General features: G+C 70.4%; 16 protein-coding genes. 3 read left to right on the top strand and 13 right to left on the bottom strand.

Annotated elements, in window-relative coordinates; genetic code table 11:
* The first annotated feature begins 56 nt into the window (after positions 1-56).
* Entirely contained in the window at positions 57-1,085 is a 1,029-nt protein-coding gene (locus Vqi01_RS05275; RefSeq protein ID WP_204033456.1) for a putative RNA methyltransferase, read from the top strand.
* 37 nt (positions 1,086-1,122) lie between these two features.
* Here Vqi01_RS05275 and Vqi01_RS05270 read toward each other — a convergent pair whose 3' ends face one another.
* The 11 genes from Vqi01_RS05270 to Vqi01_RS05220 form a co-directional block, all read right to left on the bottom strand.
* Entirely contained in the window at positions 1,123-1,803 is a 681-nt protein-coding gene (locus Vqi01_RS05270; protein ID WP_204033353.1) for a DUF4272 domain-containing protein, read from the bottom strand.
* Between the two features lie 109 nt (positions 1,804-1,912).
* Complete coding sequence (locus tag Vqi01_RS05265) at positions 1,913-3,193, bottom strand: thymidine phosphorylase (protein WP_204033352.1); 1,281 nt, start codon at positions 3,191-3,193, stop codon at positions 1,913-1,915.
* A gap of 123 nt (positions 3,194-3,316) precedes the next feature.
* On the bottom strand, positions 3,317-4,018 hold the full coding sequence (locus Vqi01_RS05260) for a cytidine deaminase (protein WP_204033350.1): 702 nt from the start codon (positions 4,016-4,018) through the stop codon (positions 3,317-3,319).
* Between the two features lie 15 nt (positions 4,019-4,033).
* Positions 4,034-5,314 carry an ABC transporter permease gene (locus tag Vqi01_RS05255; RefSeq protein WP_204033349.1) on the bottom strand — a complete coding sequence of 427 codons (1,281 nt, stop codon included), beginning with the start codon at positions 5,312-5,314 and terminating at the stop codon, positions 4,034-4,036.
* Between the two features lie 3 nt (positions 5,315-5,317).
* Positions 5,318-6,643 carry an ABC transporter permease gene (locus Vqi01_RS05250; RefSeq protein WP_204033348.1) on the bottom strand — a complete coding sequence of 442 codons (1,326 nt, stop codon included), beginning with the start codon at positions 6,641-6,643 and terminating at the stop codon, positions 5,318-5,320.
* A complete protein-coding gene (locus Vqi01_RS05245; protein WP_307825026.1) occupies positions 6,640-8,160 on the bottom strand; it encodes an ABC transporter ATP-binding protein in 1,521 nt (506 codons plus the stop codon). The genes Vqi01_RS05250 and Vqi01_RS05245 overlap by 4 nt, the downstream gene beginning before the upstream one ends.
* 248 nt (positions 8,161-8,408) lie before the next feature.
* The gene (locus Vqi01_RS05240; protein ID WP_204033454.1) at positions 8,409-9,473 is read right to left on the bottom strand and encodes a BMP family lipoprotein; all 1,065 of its coding nucleotides are present in this window, start codon (positions 9,471-9,473) and stop codon (positions 8,409-8,411) included.
* A gap of 278 nt (positions 9,474-9,751) precedes the next feature.
* The gene (locus tag Vqi01_RS05235) at positions 9,752-10,093 is read right to left on the bottom strand and encodes a hypothetical protein (protein ID WP_204033346.1); all 342 of its coding nucleotides are present in this window, start codon (positions 10,091-10,093) and stop codon (positions 9,752-9,754) included.
* 47 nt (positions 10,094-10,140) lie between these two features.
* Positions 10,141-10,995: a sugar ABC transporter permease gene (locus Vqi01_RS05230; protein ID WP_204033345.1), complete on the bottom strand. Its 855-nt coding sequence runs from the start codon at positions 10,993-10,995 to the stop codon at positions 10,141-10,143.
* Positions 10,995-12,011 (bottom strand): carbohydrate ABC transporter permease, encoded by a 1,017-nt coding sequence (locus tag Vqi01_RS05225; protein ID WP_204033344.1) that lies wholly within the window; start codon positions 12,009-12,011, stop codon positions 10,995-10,997. Before Vqi01_RS05225 ends, Vqi01_RS05230 begins: the two co-directional genes overlap by 1 nt.
* Positions 12,012-12,119: 108 nt before the next feature.
* Complete coding sequence (locus Vqi01_RS05220; RefSeq protein WP_204033343.1) at positions 12,120-13,421, bottom strand: extracellular solute-binding protein; 1,302 nt, start codon at positions 13,419-13,421, stop codon at positions 12,120-12,122.
* A 297-nt stretch (positions 13,422-13,718) separates the two neighbouring features.
* On the opposite strand from Vqi01_RS05220, the gene Vqi01_RS05215 reads away from it, so the two are divergent.
* Positions 13,719-14,795 (top strand): LacI family DNA-binding transcriptional regulator, encoded by a 1,077-nt coding sequence (locus Vqi01_RS05215; protein WP_204033341.1) that lies wholly within the window; start codon positions 13,719-13,721, stop codon positions 14,793-14,795.
* Positions 14,796-14,945: 150 nt separating this feature from the next.
* Positions 14,946-16,583 carry a glycoside hydrolase family 13 protein gene (locus tag Vqi01_RS05210; RefSeq protein WP_204033340.1) on the top strand — a complete coding sequence of 546 codons (1,638 nt, stop codon included), beginning with the start codon at positions 14,946-14,948 and terminating at the stop codon, positions 16,581-16,583.
* Between the two features lie 452 nt (positions 16,584-17,035).
* Here Vqi01_RS05210 and Vqi01_RS05205 read toward each other — a convergent pair whose 3' ends face one another.
* Together Vqi01_RS05205 and Vqi01_RS05200 are read right to left on the bottom strand one after the other, a co-directional pair.
* Positions 17,036-17,479 carry a hypothetical protein gene (locus Vqi01_RS05205; protein ID WP_204033339.1) on the bottom strand — a complete coding sequence of 148 codons (444 nt, stop codon included), beginning with the start codon at positions 17,477-17,479 and terminating at the stop codon, positions 17,036-17,038.
* A 199-nt stretch (positions 17,480-17,678) separates the two neighbouring features.
* Entirely contained in the window at positions 17,679-18,047 is a 369-nt protein-coding gene (locus Vqi01_RS05200; RefSeq protein ID WP_204033338.1) for a GntR family transcriptional regulator, read from the bottom strand.
* Position 18,048: the final 1 nt, after the last annotated feature.

The following is an 18,048-nucleotide window of genomic DNA, read 5'->3' as shown; positions in this document are numbered from 1 at the left end:
GGCGATGCACTCGGTACGCTCGGGCACGTGGAACCGGCCTGCGACCTGCTGCGGTGATGGAGCGTCGAGTCGTCGACCGGCTGCGCTGCCCGGTCTGCGCCGAGCCCCTGGCCGAGGTCGCCGCCGGTGCGGCCCGCGCGCTGCGGTGCCCGCGCCGGCACAGCTTCGACATCGCCCGTCAGGGCTACGTCAATCTGCTCGCCGGCCGTGCCCCGCACGGCGGAGACACCGCCGAGATGGTCGCCGCCCGAGCGGACTTCCTGGCCGCCGGCCACTACGACATCATTTCCGCCGCGCTCGCCACCGCCGCCCGCAGCGCCCTGCCCGCCGGGGCGGCGGACGCACCCCACCAGTCCCTCCCACGCGGCCTTTGCTCTGCTTCAGCCCACGCAACGGAAACCGGGCGAGACCGTTGCGCTGAGGTAAGCAGAGCAAAGGGCACGCGAGACGGAGTGACCGGCGGCCGGAGACACGGCGACACCCGAGAACACGGCGGCCCCGCTGGGTCGTACCCCCTGGTGGTGGAGACCGGCGCGGGGACCGGTCGGCACCTCGCGGCGGTGCTGGCGGCGCTGCCGGGCGCGGTCGGTCTCGCCCTGGACGTCTCCAAGCCGGCGTTGCGCCGAGCCGCGCGGATCCACCCGCGCGTCACCGCGGCGCTGGCCGACACCTGGCAGCGGTTGCCGCTGGCGGACGCCTCCACGGCGCTGCTGCTCAACGTCTTCGCGCCCCGCAACGGCGCCGAGTTCCACCGGGTCCTCGACCCGGCCGGCCGGCTGCTGGTGGTGACCCCGGCCGCCGACCACCTCACCGAACTCGTCGACGCCCTCGGCCTGCTCCGGGTCGACCCGGCCAAGGCGGACCGGGTCGCGATCAGCCTCGGCGGGCACTTCACCGAGGAATCGGCCGCCGTGCACCGGCAGGAGCTGATCCTCTCCGGAGCGGAGGTCGCCACGCTGGTCGGCATGGGCCCGAGCGCATGGCACGCCGACCCGGCGGGACTGGCCGCCCGGATCGCCGCGCTGGGCGAGCCGGTGCGGGTGACCATGGCGGTACGCCTCGGCGTGCATCGCCCAAACCACTGACCCGCCGCCACGACCACCGCCACCAGGCAGGCCGCCGTCAGGTGGAGAGATCCACCTCTTCCCAGCCGGGCGGCTCGTCGTGGTACGGCCCGCGCAGGATCACCGCCCACTCCAGCGCCCACCGGCGCTGACCGATCGCGTTCGCGTCCACCAGACCGGGCAGCGTCCGGCCCGACCGGTCCACCTCCAGGTACGCCCAGTCCAGGCAGTAATGCAGGTCGAGCAGAGCGGCGGCATCCGCCGGGTGCTGCGGCGCGGCCAGGATCCGCGAGCGCCACTGCCGGAAGGTCTCCCCCTCGGCGATGTTGGGCAGGCGCTCGACCAGCCGCTCGTCCACCGGCATGGTGGGGTCCAGTTGCTTGGCCAGGCCGAGCACCCAGGCCAGCGAGAACAGCGCGTCATGGTGCAGGACGAAGGAACGGTGGTCGCCCTTGGCGCCGGTGACGAACTGGAACTCCGGCGGGGTGACCATCTCCACCAGATGCGAGGCGAGCAGCCAACTCATCGCCGCCTGGGGCGGCATGCCGAAACACCGGGCCAGGATGAGGTGCAGCACCGCTATCCGGGCCTCGATCTCCGCGGTGGGTCGCAGCTCGATCCGGTCGCCGGGCTCCCAGACCAGCGGGAACTGCGGCGGCGGCAACGGCAGACGCAGCCGGGACAGTTCCTCCAGGCTCGCCTCACGCACTTCCCGAGGATCGGGGGCGGGAACGATCACGGCAACATCCCTGTCTGCTCACGACGGCGCGACGCCGCCTGTCCCCCCTTGGCCTGCGAGGGTAGTCGTCTCGTCGGCTCGGCACCATGGGTGCCCGACCAGGGTCGCGTTACTCGACGCGATCGATCACCAACGGCAACGGAGCCGGGGGACGCTCCGCGACGGTGACCGCCCGAGCTGCCTCCGCCAGGGCCGGCGGGAACTTCTCCGGCTGCTCGGCGCGCAACTCGTAGAGCGGCTCCCCGGCCCTGACCGGGTCACCGGGGCGTTTGTGCAGCACCACGCCGGCGGAAACACTGACCGGATCCTCCTTGCGCGCCCGGCCCGCGCCGAGCCGCCACGCGGCCACCCCCATGGCGTACGCGTCGACCGCCGCGACGTATCCGTCCCGGTCGGCGCGCACCACCTCGACCTCGTTCGCCTCGGGCATCGGCGCGTCCGGGTCACCGCCCTGCGCCCGGATCATCGACCGCCAGACGTCCATGGCCCGGCCGTCGCGCAGCGCGGCGGCGGGGTCGGCGTCGGGCAACCCGGCCACGTCGAGCATCTCCCGGGCCAGCGCCAGGGTCAGCTCCACCACGTCGGCGGGACCTCCGCCGGCCAGCACCTCCACGGACTCGGTGACCTCCACCCCGTTGCCGATGGCGCGGCCGAGCGGGGTCGACATGTCGGTGAGCAGGGCGACAGTCCGCACGCCGTGCGCGCCACCCAGCTCCACCATGGTCCGGGCCAGCTCGCGGGCGTCGTCGACCGACTTCATGAACGCGCCGGAGCCGACCTTCACGTCCAGCACCAGCGCGCCGGTGCCCTCGGCGATCTTCTTGCTCATGATCGAACTGGCGATCAGCGGGATCGCCTCGACGGTGCCGGTGACGTCGCGCAGCGCGTACAGCTTGCGGTCGGCCGGGGCGAGCCCGGACCCGGCGGCGCAGATCACCGCGCCGATCTCGCGCAGCTGGGAGGCGAACTCCTCATTGCTCAGCGCAGCGCGCCAGCCCGGAATCGACTCCAGCTTGTCCAGCGTGCCGCCGGTGTGCCCGAGCCCGCGACCGGACAACTGCGGCACCGCCGCGCCGCAGGCGGCCACCAGCGGGGTGAGCGGCAGGGTGATCTTGTCACCGACTCCGCCGGTCGAGTGCTTGTCCACAGTCGGCCGAGGCACGGCGGAGAGGTCGAGCCGCTCGCCGCTGGCGATCATCGCCGCCGTCCACCGGGCGATCTCCGGCGCGGTCATCCCGTTCAGCAGGATCGCCATGGCCAGCGCCGACATCTGCTCGTCGGCCACCACCCCCCGGGTGTACGCGTCCACCACCCAGTCGATCTGCGCGTCCGACAGCACCCCCCCGTCCCGCTTCACCCGAATGACATCAACAGCAGTAAAAGCACTCACCCTTGAAGCCCAATCAGTATTCGAGTCGACCGTCGTCCCACCCCGCCGCAGGCACGACGTCATGTCCCGGGACCAACGCACGGACCGCGCCCGCGACGGGCCGGGGCCGACCGCAACCCCAGCTCAACCCCAGCGAACCGGTATCTCCGCAGGCGGCTCGCCCTCTCCGGCCCAGAAGATCGTGCCGGACGCGTCCACCACCACGACCCGGGGCGTACGCGCCAGCCCCCAGGCGATCGCCTCGGCCGGATCGTGCCAGCTGGGCCCCTCCTCCAGCACCCCGGTCTCGGCGCCCGCGTCGTTGCCGGCCGAGCGTTCCCAGTAGGCCGTCCAGACCTGCTGCCCCGCCGACAGGTCGGGGTGCACGAAGACGGTGCCGCGTCCGCGCCAGGCGGCCAGCCGGTCGGGCACCACCGGCACCGGTTGCTCGCCGGTGACCGCCTCGAGGTCGGCCACGTCGAAGGCGTGCGGCAGCAGCTCGGCCATCCGCAGCGGGCCGCCCCTGGCCTCGACGAGGCACTCCGGCCCGCCCTGTTCCCAGAGCAGTTGCCGGCAGCGCCCGCACGGCATCAGCGGCTCGCCGGTGGCGTCCACGCAGGAGAGCGCGACGATCCGGCCACCGCCGGTGGCGTGCAGCGAGGAAACCACGCCGCACTCGGCGCAGAGCACCACGCCGTACGCGGCGTTCTCCACGTTGCAGCCGACCACGATGCGGCCGTCGTCGACCAGCGCCGCCGCCCCCACTGGGAACTTCGAATACGGCACGTACGCGTGCCGCATCACCTCGATGGCGGCGGCCCGCAACCGTTCCCAGTCGATTTCCATGGTTCGCTCCCTGGATCAGCCCTTGATGTACGGCTTGCCGTCGGCGGCCGGCGCCCGGACCCGTCCGACCAGCCCGGCCACTGCCAGGATCGTCGCAAGGTAGGGCAGCATGGCCAGGAACTGGCCGGGGATGATGCTGTTGATCGCGCCCAGGTAGGTGGCCAACTGGTCGGCGAAGCCGAAGAAGAGCGCGGCGAGCAGTGCCCCGGTCGGGCTCCACCGGCCGAAGATCAGCGCGGCCAGGGCGATGAAGCCCTTACCACCGATCATGTTCTTGGTGAACGAGAAGAGCGCCAGCGTGTACGACGCACCGCCGATGCCGGCGACCGCGCCGGCCATGATCACGTTGCGGTAGCGCAGCCCGAGCACCTTCACGCCGAGGGTGTCCGCCGCCGTGGGGTGCTCGCCGACCGAGCGGGTCCGCAGCCCCCACCGGGTCCGGAACAGCCCGATGTGGATCACGAGGACCAGCAGCAGGGCGAGGTAGAGGAAGATGTTGCCCCGGAACAGCGCCGGTCCGAGCACCGGGATGTCCGACAGCAGCGGGATCTCCCAGTTGCTGAAGCGGGGGGCGCTGTTGTAGCGCGCGGCGTCGGTCTGCATCAGCCGCTCGTAGAGGAAGCCGGTGATGCCGAGCGCCAGCAGGTTCAGCACGATGCCCATGACCACCTGGTCGACCAGGTAGCGGATGGAGAAGACGGCCAGCAGCAGCGAGATGAACGACCCGCCGATCGCGGCGGCGACCAGGCCCACCCAGACGTTGCCGGAGATGCTGCCGAAGAGCGCGCCGCTGAACGCGCCCATCAGCAACTGCCCCTCGATGGCCACGTTCACCACGCCGGAGCGCTCACAGAGCACTCCGGCCAGCGCACCGAAGATCAGCGGCAGGGCGAGCAGGAAGGTGCCCCGCACGATGTTGACCAGCGGCATGAAGTTCTGCCCGGCCGGGGCGTCGGAGACCTGCCAGCACAGGAACGACAGCACGAAGCCGACCAGGCCCATGGCGAGCAGCGGGATGAACCAGCGCTTCGGCGGCCCGGCCAGCATCGCGCCACCGGCGGCGAGGGTGATCAGGCCGAAGAGGACCGCGCCGAAGGTGCCGTGGATCTCCAGCGCCGCCCCGGCGGCGTCCTCGCTGAGCGTGAAGCGGGCGGTCGCGTCGGTGGCGAGCGCGCCGAACAGCACCGTGGCGAGCAGGCCGAGCGCCACCAGCACCAGACCGACCTTGCGGGTCCGGGTCCAGAAGCCCTCGTCGACGGGTGCGACCGCGACGTCGGGAACAGCCGTGGTGGACATGCCTCACCAGCCCTTCGCGAGGCTCGTCTGCAGCCGGGCGGCCCGCGCCGCCCGGAGCTGGAAGATCGCCTTCACCAGGGCTGGCGCGGCGATGAAGATGACGATGAGCGCCTGGAGCACGGTGACCAGTTCCAGCGAGATGCTCGCGTACGACTGCATCCGGTTGCCGCCGGCCTGCAACGCGCCGAAGAGCAGCGCGGCCATCGCCACGCCCCACGGTTTCACCCGGCCCAGCAGGGCGACCAGGATGCCGTCGAAGCCGATCTGGGCGACCACCAGCGGGGTCAGTGCGGCGGCGGTGGTGCCCAGCACCATCTGGGAGCCGCCGAGCCCGGCCAGGGCCCCGGCGAAGACCATGATCAGGACGTACGTCCGGGTGACGCTGATGCCCGCGGTCCGGGCGGCGTCCGGGTTGGCGCCCACCGCCCGCAGCTCGAAGCCGAGCGTGGAGCGGTTGAGCAGCCAGGCGACCGCCCAGGTGGCCAGCACCGCCAGGATGATGCCGGCGTGCGCCCGCAGCGGGTCGTCGAACAGCCGGGGCAACTGGGCGGAGGCGTCCACCCGCCGGCTGATCGCGTCGGTCCGTCTCGGGTCCTGCACCCCGTTCTGCACGATCAGCCAGGTCAGGAAGTAGACCGCGATGTAGTTCAGCATGATCGTGTTGATCACCTCGTGGGCGCCGGTGCGCGCCTTGAGGATGCCGGGGATGAAGCCCCAGACGGCCCCGCCGACGGCACCGGCCAACACCGCGACCAGCAGGTGCAGCCCGGGCGGCAGCGGCAGCAGGAAACCGACCAGCGCGGCCAGGATGACGCCCATGATGGCCTGCCCCTGGGCGCCGATGTTGAACAGGCCGCCACGGAAGGCCAGCGCCACCGACAGGCCGGTGAAGACCAGCGGCGCGGTGTAGGTGAGCGTCTCAGAGATCGGGCTCAGCGCGGCGGTGAGGGTGGTCGCGCCCGGGTCGAAGACGGAACCCTTGAACAGGTTGGCGTACGCCTTGCTGACCAGCGCCCAGCTGGCATCGAGCGCGTCCGTCGGGCGGGCGGTGAAGTAGGCGTAGGTGGCCAGCACCTTCGGATCAGAGATGATCATCAGAACGGCGCCGACGACCATCGCGAGCACCAGCGACAGCAGGGTCACGGTGAACGTGTTGGCGGCCCAGAGGTTCTCCAGGAACAGCCGCCCCAGCGTGGGGCGCCGCTCCTGGGTGGGTGTGGCCGTGCTGGCCGGCTCCGCGCGTTCGGTGTTGCCGAGCGCTGTCCGGGCGGCCTGTTCCTCGCTCGCCGGCTCCTTGTCCGGGGAGCCCGGCTGGGGGTGGGTGGTCATGCCTTCTCGTCCTCGCTACCTGGACCCTCGGGGGCCGGTGCCTCGCCGTCGCTGGTGGCCGGCGCGTCGCGGTCGGGGGTGATGCCCGCCATCAGCAGGCCGATCTCCTCGCGCGGGGTGTCCGGGCCGACGATGCCGATGATCCGCCCGCGGTACATCACCGCGATCCGGTCGGCCAGCCCGATCACCTCGTCGAGTTCGCTGGAGACCACCAGCACGGCGGTGCCGATGTCGCGCTCGTGGACGACCTGGCTGTGGATGAACTCGATCGAGCCGACGTCCACCCCTCGGGTGGGCTGGGCGGCGATGAAGAGCTTCAGCGGCCGGGACAGTTCCCGCGCCACGATCACTTTCTGCTGGTTGCCGCCGGAGAGGGTGCCGACCGGCGCCTGTGCCGACGAGGTGCGTACGTCGAACTGCTCGATCCGCTCCGCCGCCGACTTCGTGATGGCGTCCGGCCGCAGCGACAGCCCTCGACCGAACGGCGGCCGGTCGTAGATGTCGAGCACCAGGTTCTCCGCGACGGAGAACTCCTTGACCAGGCCGTCCACGCTGCGGTCCTCCGGCACGTAGCCGACGCCCGCCCGGAGCACCTTCTTGGTCGACCAGCCGTCGATCGACCGGCCTTCGAGGGTGATCGTGCCGGCGAGCACCGGGCGCAGCCCCATGATCGCCTCGATCAGCTCGGTCTGGCCGTTGCCCTGCACGCCCGCGATGCCGAGCACCTCGCCCGCGCGTACGGTCAGGTCGACGCCGTCCACCGCGCGGCACTGCCGTTCGTCGTCGACGACCAGGCCGGAGACTTCCAGGACCGGCTCGCCCGGGGTGGCGGGGGCCTTGTCCACGGTGAGCCGGACGGTACGGCCGACCATCAGCGCGGCCAACTCGTCGCGGCTGGCCTCCGGCGACGCCGTACCCACGGTTTTGCCGCGCCGGATCACCGTGATCCGGTCGGCGATCGCCTTGACCTCGCCGAGCTTGTGGGTGATGAAGACGATCGACTTGCCGGCGGCCTTGAGCGACCGCATCACGGTCAGCAGTTCCTCGGTCTCCTGCGGGGTGAGCACCGCCGTGGGCTCGTCCAGGATGAGCAGGTCGACGTCGCGGGTGAGCGCCTTGACGATCTCCACCCGCTGCTGGACGCCGACCGGCAGGTCCTCGATCACCGCGTCCGGGTCGACCCGCAGGTTGTACCGCTGCGAGACCTCGGCGACCTCGCGCCGGGCGCGGCGACGGTCCAGGAAGCCGGCGATGCCGCCGCGCACCTGCTCGGCGCCGAGCATGACGTTCTCGGTGACGGTGAAAACCGGTACGAGCATGAAGTGCTGGTGCACCATGCCGATGCCGGCCGCGATCGCGTCGGAGGGACCGCGCAGCTTCAACGGCTTCCCGTCGACCAGGATCTCGCCCTCGTCGGGCTGGTAGAGCCCGTAGAGCACGTTCATCAGGGTCGACTTGCCGGCGCCGTTCTCGCCGAGCAGGGCATGAATCTCTCCAGGCTCCACCGTCAGGTCGATGTGGTCGTTGGCGACCAGATCACCGAACCGCTTGGTGATGCCGCGCAGTTCGAGTCTCAGCGCAACCTCCCGGGGTGCGAAGCGATGGTGCAGCGTAGCCGCTGGAGAGCTGGTCGCGGCGGGGCCGGCGACCGGTGGCGCGGACCGGCCGCTCCGGCACGTGGGTGTCCCCCGCGCCGGAACGGCCGGATCAATCTGTGGCGTGCTCTGCCGGCCACCCCCGGTTCACCGCGGGTGGCCGGCGATGATCACTTCGGCTGAGCGGGCGACTCGACCTTGACGGTGCCGGCGGCGATGTCCGCCTTCAGCTTGTCGAGCTCGGCCTTCAGCTCGGCCGGGACCTTGCTGTCGTACTCGTGGAACGGGGCGAGCGAGACGCCGTCGTTGGCCAGCGTTCCGACGAAGCCCTGCTCGGCGTTGAGCTTCTCGTCACCGGCGGCCTTGAGCACGGCCTCCTTGACCGCGCCCGGGATGTTCTTGACCACGGTGGTGAGGATGGCCGGGCAGTTCGGGGTGCTCTCGCAGCCGTCGACGTCCACCCAGATGGTGTGGTACTTGCCGCCGGAGGCCTGGGCCGCACCGGTGGTGCCGAGGCCGGCGCCGCCAGCGACCGGCATGATGATGTCCGCGCCCTGGGCGACCAGCGCGTCGCTGACCTTCTTGCCCTCGTCCTGCTTCTCGAACGAGTTGGTGAAGGAGCCGTTCTGGGTGTCCTTGTTCCAGCCGAGGGCCTGCACCTTGGCGCTCTTGGCCTGGTTGTAGTGCGCGACGCCGTCGACGAAGCCGTCCATGAAGATGGTCACCGGCGGGATCTTCATGCCGCCGTAGGTGCCCACCTTGCCGCTCTGGCTCATGCCGGCGGCGACGTAGCCGGCGAGGAAGCCGGCCTGGGCGGTGTCGAACTCCATCGGGTAGACGTTGGCCACCCCGGGGTTGGCGTCGACGATGCCGAACTGCTGGTCCGGGTTCGCCTCGGCGATCTTCTTGGTCGACTCGAGCATCAGGCCGCCGACGGCCAGGATGAAGTCGCACTTCTGGTTGACGTACTGGGTGAGGTTCGGCTCGTAGTCCGCCTCGGCCCGGGACGCGGTGTGCTTGATCTCGATGTTGCTGTTCTCCGCCTCGGCGTCCTGGAGGCCCTTCCAGGCCGAGGCGTTGAACGACTTGTCGTCGATGCCGCCGACGTCGGTGACCATGCAGGCGGTGTACTTCTCGCCGCCGGAGCCGGCGTTGTTGTCCTCATCCGGGGCCTCGCCACAGGCGGCGGCGCTCAGCACGAGCCCACCCGCCGCGATGATCGAGGCGATCCGCATCCCACGCACCGAGCGCAAGACGACTCCCTTCCATTGCTCACCGCGTCGTGCGCGATGGCAGCCATTGAACCGGCCTGCGCTGTTGCCGCCGGCGTCCCACGTTACGGACGCAGAGCGTACGCCCGCACCCACCTGCCGGCCGACAATCGTGCACGACTGTTGGAGGCCTGTTACCCGTACGTAATGCTGGGGTGTGGCAGATCACGCACCGTGCCGGCAGGCGGGCGGACGAGTGCCGGGAAAGTCTGTTTTCCAGGCGTGGGCAGGCGGCCCGGCGATCATCGCCAGAAGACCGCCACGGCTGCGTTGAGCAGGGTCAACCCCGCGATCGCGAGGAAGTGCCCCCGGTTGACCTCGGCCCGCTTCCGGGAGAAGAAGACCATAACGAAGATAAGCAGGGCGAGCACCAGCTTCGTCACAAGTTTGGCCGGTGCCGGCTCGTCGCCGTCGCGCAGCGGCGCGGACAGCCCGATGCCGGACAGCACCTGGATCACCGCACCCCAGAGCATCGCGGCGTTGATCCGGAGCTTTCCGGTGAGGTATTGGGCGATCGTGCCGCCGAGCAGCAGCGCGAACCCGATCAGATGGACATAGAGGAGGATGAGTCGAAGCGTTTCCACCCGACCATCCTGCCCTACCAACGACGGTTTGTAGTAGTCGCGTTCGCTCAGCCCTTGGTGCCGCCCGCGGTCAGGCCGGACACCAGGTGCTTCTGGGCGAAGAAGAAGACCAGCCCGGCCGGGACGGTGACCAGCACGGCCGCGGCGGTCAGGTACTCCCACTGCGGGTTGAACTGCGGCACGAACTGCTGGAGCCCGTACGCCAGAGTGAACCGGTTGTCGGTCTGGATGAACGCCGACGCGTACGCCACCTCACCCCACGCGGTGAGGAAGGTGTAGAAGGCGGTGACCGCCACGGCCGGCCGGGCCAGCGGCAGCACCACCCGCCAGAAGATGGCGAACGGCCCACACCCGTCCAGCGCCGCCGCCTCGTCCAGCGAGGTCGGGATGGAGTCAAAGTAACCCTTCAACATCCAGGCACAGAACGGCACCGCGATGGTCAGGTACGAGATGATCAGCGCCGGCATGGTGTTGATCAGCCCGAGCCGGGCCATGATCGTGTAGATCGGCACGATCAGGATCGCCACCGGGAACATCTGGGTGACCAGGAAGACCATCATCAGCGGCCGGCGGCCCGGGAAGTTGAACCGGGACACCGCGTAGCCGGTGGTGGCCGACAGGAAGATGCCGATGATCATGGTGAAGGCCGCGACGATCACGGAGTTGAGGAACCAGCGCGGAAAGTTCGTCTCGGTCAGCACATAGCTGTAGTTGGCCAGGGTGGTATCCCGGAACAGGGTCAACTGGCTGCTCTGGATCGCGTACCCGGGCTTCAACGACGAGAGCAGCACCCAGGCGATCGGCCCGATCGCGATCAGCGAGGCCAGGATCAGCGTGCCGTGCAACAGCACCGACTTCGCCGGGCTGCGCCGGCTGCGCGTCGAGTGGTTGGCCTTTCCCATCACCACACCTCGCCTTGCTTGCGCAGCGCCCGCCGGTAGAACACCGAGAACACCAGCAGGATCGACAGGATCAGTACGCCGTACGTCGAGGCCAACGAGTAGTTGCGGATGCCCTCGAAGGCGGCCCGGTAGGCACCGGTCACCAGGATCTCGCTCTGCCCGGCCGGCTGCCCCTCGGTCACCAGGAAGATGATCGGGAACATGTTGAACGTCCAGATGGTGCCGAGCAGGATCACGGTCATGCTGACCGGACGCAGGCCGGGCAGAGTGATGTTGCGGAACCGCTGCCACGCCGAGGCGCCGTCGATCTCGGCCGCCTCGTAGAGCTCGCCGGGGATGGTCTGCATGCCACCGAGCAGCGCCACCATCATGAACGGCACGCCCAGCCAGACGTTGGTGACGATGGCGGTGAACAGTGCGGTCCAGCGGTCGGCGAACCAGGAGACCGGGTCGATGCCGATGGCGGAGAGCAGCGCGTTGGCCAAACCGAAGCGCTCGTTGAAGATGAACTTCCAGGCGAACGCGCTGACGAAGGCCGGCACCGCCCAGGGCAGCACCAGCAGCACCCGGTACAGCCCACGGGCCCGCATCGGACGGTTGAGCATGCTGGCCAGGCCGAGACCCAGACCGAAGTGACAGGCCACGCAGGCGAACGTCCAGATCAGCGTTACCCCGGTCCACTGCCAGAACTCACCGACCTCGCCGGTGAGCACCCGGACGTAGTTGTCGAGCCCGACGAACTCCCACTTGTTGGGGTTCTCGGTGCAGACCTCGCCGCCGGTGATCGACCTGGTGCAGATCTCGGCGACCTGGTTGGCCTCGGTCAGGTTGGTGAAGGAGAGCCAGATCCCGCGGAACAGCGGGTAGAAGATAAGTACCGCCAGGACGATGACGACGGGCAGCACCATCGCCCAGGCGTACCAGTGCCTGTCCCAGCTGTGGCGCAGCCGGGACGGACGAGCGGACCGACCTGGCGGCGTCGACGACGGCGCCGGATCGGCTGTGACGGTGGTCATCAGCAGCTCCACTGCTCAAGGGCCGGTGGGATCGCGCGGCCGTCGCGGTCACGCGACCCCACCGGGATGCCGAAAGGTCACCGGCCGACGCCGGCGTCGACGATCCGGTCAGAGCCCGTAACCGGGCACGACCTCTGCCTTGTACTTCTTGGCCACGGCGTCCAGCGCGGCCTTCGGGTCCTTGTTCTGGATCAGGACCTCGGTGGCCAACTGGTCGAGCGGGCCGAAGAACTGCCCGGCCTCGGGGATCCACGGCCGACCCACGGCGGCCTCGTTGACCGCCTGGAACGCGGCGACCACGGCGTTGTTCTTGACCGCGTCGACCTGGTAGGCGGAGCTGCGGGTGGGCAGCAGGCCGAGCTTCTCCGACAGGAACGCCTGCGACTCGGCGGAGCTCATGAACTTGACGAACGCGACGGCCGCGTCGACCTTCTCCTGCGGCATGCCGGACCAGATCACGTAGTTGTGGCCGCCGACCGGGCCACCGGCGCGGGCCGAGCCGGCCGGCACCGGGGCGACGCCCAGGTTCTCCACGCCACCGAAGTCCGGCGCGGACTTGACGTTGTTGACCTCCCACGGGCCGTTGATGATCATGGCGACCTTCTGCTCCTTGAACAGGGTCATCATGGTGCCGTAGGCGTCGTTGGCGGAGGGCTTGGCAGCGGCGCCGCTGTCGACCAGATCCTTGGCGATCTTCAGCCCGGCCGCGTTCTGCTCCGAGTTGACGACGATCTTCTTACCCTCGGTGTCGACCAGGTCGCCGCCCTCGCCGTACATGAAGGGCAGCAGGAAGTAGCCGGCCGGGTTGAGGTAGACACCCTCGGCGCCGGTCTTCTCCTTGATGGTCTGCGATGCGGTCTTCAGCTCGGCCCAGGTCTTCGGCGGCTCGCCGACGCCGGCCTTGCCCAACAGTTCCTTGTTGTACATCAGCGCGAGGCTGTCGGTGACCTGCGGAACGCCGTAGGTCTTGCCGTCGTACCGGTTGGAGGCGAGCGGAGTCGCCAGGAAGTCGGACTCGTCGGCGAGGAGTTCGGAGCCATCCAGCGCGTACAGGTAGCCCAGCGAGGCGAACTCGGGGACCCAGGCCACCTCGGCCCGCAGGATGTCCGGGGCGCCGGTCTTGGCCTGCGCGGCGGTCTTGAACTTGTTCTGGGCCTCACCGAACGGGACCGACTGGTAGTTGATCTTCACGTTCGGATAGGTCTGGTTGAACTTGGCGATCAGTTCCTTGAACGCCGGGCCCTCGTTCTGCGGATCGGAGGTGTCCCACCAGGTCAGTTCTGCGGTGAGGGCGGCGGGATCCGCCTTGGGCTGCTCCTCGGACGCCTTGTCCTCGCCGCCACAGGCGGCGACGGAGAGGGCGAGGGTGGCAGCGGCGAGTACGGCGATCCCCCTGGCTGTGCGGCGCATGTTCGCTCCTAAGTTGCCTGCCGGGTAACGGCGGGACAGTAGCAAGAAGTTTCGAAACTAGAAACCCTTTGCGAACCCCTTGCCGTAACCGTGGCCCATCCGCAACACCGGCAACGGACAACTGCGGCCTCCTGGGCATTCCACGCCGCACCATGGGCCACTCACCGACCCCCTACCGGCCTGCTCACGGCACCGGCCGGGGCGGATGTCGAGGGACGTCTCCACGGCCCGCTGCTCGATCCTGCAAGTTCTTTCCAGCCACTGCGCAAGAAGTTGTCAGTGAGCTACAGTGCCGCCATGCGCGCTCGCCTGTCCGACATCGCCCAGCAGGCCGACGTCAGCGAAGCCACCGTCTCCCGGGTGCTCAACGATCGTCCCGGCGTGGCACCCGAGACCCGGCAGGCCGTGCTGACCGCCCTGGACGTGCTCGGTTACGAGCGCCCCGCCCGGCTGCGCAAGCGCAGCGCCGGGTTGGTGGGTCTGGTGGTGCCGGAACTGGACAACCCGATCTTTCCCGCCTTCGCGCAGATCATCGAGTCGGCCCTGGCACCGACCGGCTACACCCCGGTGCTGTGCACCCAGACCCCCGGCGGGGTACGCGAGGACGAGTACGTCGAGATGCTGCTCGACCGCCAGGTCTCCGGCATCGTCTTCGTCTCCGGCCTGCACGCCGACACCGCCGCCGACCACGACCGGTACCGGGCACTGATCGCCCGGCCGCTGCCCATCGTCATGATCAACGGGTACGCACCCGGTCTTCCGGCACCTTTCGTCTCCTGCGACGACCGGGAGGCGGCGGAGCTGGCGGTGGCCCACCTGGCGGCGCTGGGGCACCGGCGGATCGGCCTGATCACCGGCCCGGACCGGTTCGTGCCGGTGCAGCGCAAGGTCAACGGCTACAAGACGGCGATGCAACGCCTCGCCGGGGTGAGCGACGAGGAGTTGACCGAGCTGACCGAGCTCTCACTGTTCGGCGTGGAGGGCGGCGAAGCGGCGGCCGGCCGGCTCATCGAACGCGGCGCGACCGGCATCGTCTGCGGCTCCGACCTGATGGCACTCGGCGCGATCCGGGCCGCCCGGCAGCGCGGCCTTTCCGTTCCGGAGGACCTGTCGGTGGTCGGCTACGACGACTCCCCGCTGATGGCCTTCACCGACCCGCCGCTGACCACCATGCGTCAGCCGGTGGCCGCCATGGCCGTGGCCGCCGTCCGAGCCCTGGTCGACGAGATCAACGGCCACGGCGCCCCGCACTCGGAGTACCTGTTCCGGCCGGAGCTGGTGGTCCGGGGCTCGACCGCGGTGGTGCGGCAGGACGGCGCGGAGCGCCCCGGGCGGCAGCGCCCCACCCCGCCCGCGCTCGCGGTACCGGCCTGACGCCGGACGCACCGGAGCCTCCACCGCCCTCCTTGCGCAAGGATTGCTTGACTCTTGCAGCATCGGCCCGGCATCCTTCTCAGACGCCCGCGCGTCCCACCGTTGCCACGCCGGGTGCCGCTGTCCCGCGCCACAGAACGAGGTTCACCGATGACCGTCAGCACCCCCTCGCCGCTGACCTCCGACGCCGACTGGTGGCGGTCCGCCGTCGTCTACCAGGTCTACGTCCGCAGCTTCGCCGACTCCAACGGCGACGGCATCGGTGACCTGAACGGCATCCGCGAGCGCCTGCCCTACCTACGCGACCTGGGGGTGGACGCGCTCTGGCTGACCCCCTTCTACACCTCGCCGATGGTGGACGGCGGCTACGACGTCGCCGACTACCGCGACGTCGACCCGATGTTCGGCACCCTCGGCGACTTCGAGGCGATGGTGACCGAGGCCCACGCGCTCGGCCTGCGGATCATCGTCGACATCGTGCCCAACCACACCTCCGACCGGCACCCCTGGTTCACTGCGGCGCTGGCCGCCGGCCCCGGTTCGGCCGAGCGGGCCCGTTACCTCTTCGCCGACGGCAAGGGCGAGAACGGTGAGCAGCCGCCCAACGACTGGGAGAGCATCTTCGGCGGCCCGGCCTGGACCCGGCTACCCGACGGCCAGTGGTACCTGCACCTGTTCGACCCGGCCCAGCCCGACCTGAACTGGCGTCATCCGGAGGTGCGGGCCGAGTTCGAGGACATCCTCCGGTTCTGGCTCGACCGCGGCGTCGACGGGTTCCGCATCGACGTTGCCCACGGCATGATCAAGGCCGAGGGGTTGCCGGACGTCGGCTTCAACTCGATGACCACCGGACGACGCCAGTCGGAACTGCTCGGCAAGGGCCGGCTGCCGTACTTCGACCAGGACGAGGTGCACGACATCTACCGCAGTTGGCGGCCCATCCTGGACAGCTACCCGGGTGGCCGGATGGCGGTGGCCGAGGCGTGGGCCGAGACCCCGCAGCGGCTGGCCCGCTACATCGGCCCGGACGAACTGCACCAGGCGTTCAGCTTCGACTTCCTCGACGCCACCTGGTCGACCGACTCCTTCCGCAAGGTGATCGACACCGCGCTCGCCGAGGCGACCATCGTCGGCGCACCGACCACCTGGGTGCTCTCCAACCACGACCGGCAACGGCACGTCACCCGCTACGGCGACGGGGAGGTCGGGCTGCGCCGAGCCCGCGCCGCCGCGCTGCTGATGCTCGCCCTGCCCGGCTGCGCCTACCTCTACCAGGGTGAGGAACTGGGGCTGCCCGAGGTGCTCGACCTCCCCGACGAGCTGCGGCAGGATCCAGCCTTCCTGCGTACCGGCGAGAGCCGCGACGGCTGCCGGGTGCCCATCCCGTGGAGCGGCGAACTGGCCCCGTACGGCTTCGGGCCGGCCGGCAGTGAGCTGAGCTGGCTGCCGGCCCCCGCCACCTGGCGTGCCCTGTCGGTGGCCGCCCAGACCGACGAGCCCGGCTCGACCCTGGAGCTGTACCGTGCGGCGCTGCGGATCCGTCGCACCCACCCGGCGCTTGCCGTCCTCGGCGGCATCACCTGGCTGGAGTCCGACCCGGGGGTGCTCGCCTTCCGCCGCGCCGCCCGCGACGCCGCGCTGACCTGCGTGGTCAACATCGGCGAGACCCCGGTCATGGTCGCCGGGTACGGCGAGCCCGTCGTGGCCAGCGCGGCGCTGACCGAGCAGGACGGCGCTCACCTGCTCCCAGTCGACGCCGCCGCCTGGTTCACCCGCCACACCGGTTAGCGCGTCACCGATCGGCCATCCGGCAGTGTCCTGCGCCGCCAGACGACGGTGGCGCTGCACCCTGAAGCGGCGGCCCTGCGGCCTGAAGCGACAGCGCTACCCCTGAGGCGGTGGGCGGCGCGGATTGCGGTATGTCGGGCTGTCCGGCTGCCCAGCGCGGACGCGGATTGCGGCATGTCGGCGTATCCGGGCCGATGGGCGAGGCGAGTTGCGGCATGTCGGCCCATCCGGGCCGGTTGAAGCCGCTAGTTGCGGCATCTCGCGGCGAACTCACCCCGGTGTTCGAGGCATTGGGCGCAGGCACGCGAGTTGCGGCATTTTGCGCAGGCCCGCCAGTCTGCGGCCGCGTGCCCAGTGGACGTCGGGGTTTCCTGGGCGACGGATGCCAGCGCTGGTCGCAAATCTCACCGGTCGACCACCTGTCGATCGGCCTCGCCGCCGAGCTGGTCGGCTCAGTCGGTTGCGCCAGGCAGGCGAGCGGCTAGGCGGCGGAAGCCGGCGCGCAGCTCGGCCTCGCTCGGCGCGGGCAGCGGCCCCGCCGGCTGGTCACGATCGGCTGCCGCGGTCAGCTCCTCGTCGATGACGTCCTCGAAGTCGCCGTACAGGTCGGCCTGGTCCACCTGGACCGCCTCGTCCTCGGCGGCGAGCTGCGCAGCGGCTATCTCACCGCGGATCTGCTCCACCGAGACCGCCGGCACCAGCGGCTCCACCACCGCCATCAGCTGTTCCTCGGCCACCACCGCCTCGGCCAGCGCCAGCGCGTGCGGTCGCTCGTACGGGCCGCAGACCACCGGCTCCCACTCGTCGGCGTCGCCGAGCGGCCCGAACGTGATGATCCACGGCAGGTCCAGCATCGGCGAGTCGTCCGGCAGGTCCAACGTCACGAGTGCCCCCACGCGCTCATCATCGTGGCCGCCCACCCGGCCCGGGCGCGGGTTCGCCGCATCCCACCGATCGAGGTGCTCCGCCGGCCACCACCCCCGTTCGAGGGGCCGATGACCCGGCGCGGGGCAGCGCAAACGGCCATCATCGCCGCGACGGAGAAGGCCGCTACGGCGGGACCCGGGCCAGCCAGGGCCGGCGGAACCTGCGGACTCAGCCGGGCCGGGCAGCGTCGAGGGCGGCCCGGACCAGGGACACCGCCATCTCCGGTGCCACCTGCAGCCGGGCTGCCTCGGCCGCGTACCCGGCGGCGAGCCGCTGCAACCGGTCCACCGCGTCGTCGCGTCCGGGAGCTACGAAGGTGCCGTGCCGGCCACGGGTCTCCAGCAGCCCCGCCGACTCCAGCTCGCGGTACGCCCGAGCCACCGTGTTCACCGCCAGCCCCAGCTCGGCCGCGAGCCGCCGTACCGTCGGCAGCTTCGCGCCGACCGGCAGCCGTCCGTCCCCCACCATCTCCGCGAGCTGCCCGCGCACCTGCTCGTACGGCGGCACCGGCGAACCCGGCTCGATCGAGATCTCCACG

It is taken from the genome of Micromonospora qiuiae (assembly GCF_016863555.1).
GTDB classification, from domain to species: Bacteria; Actinomycetota; Actinomycetes; order Mycobacteriales; family Micromonosporaceae; genus Micromonospora; species Micromonospora qiuiae.
This window is presented reverse-complemented; position numbering and strand designations above follow the sequence as displayed.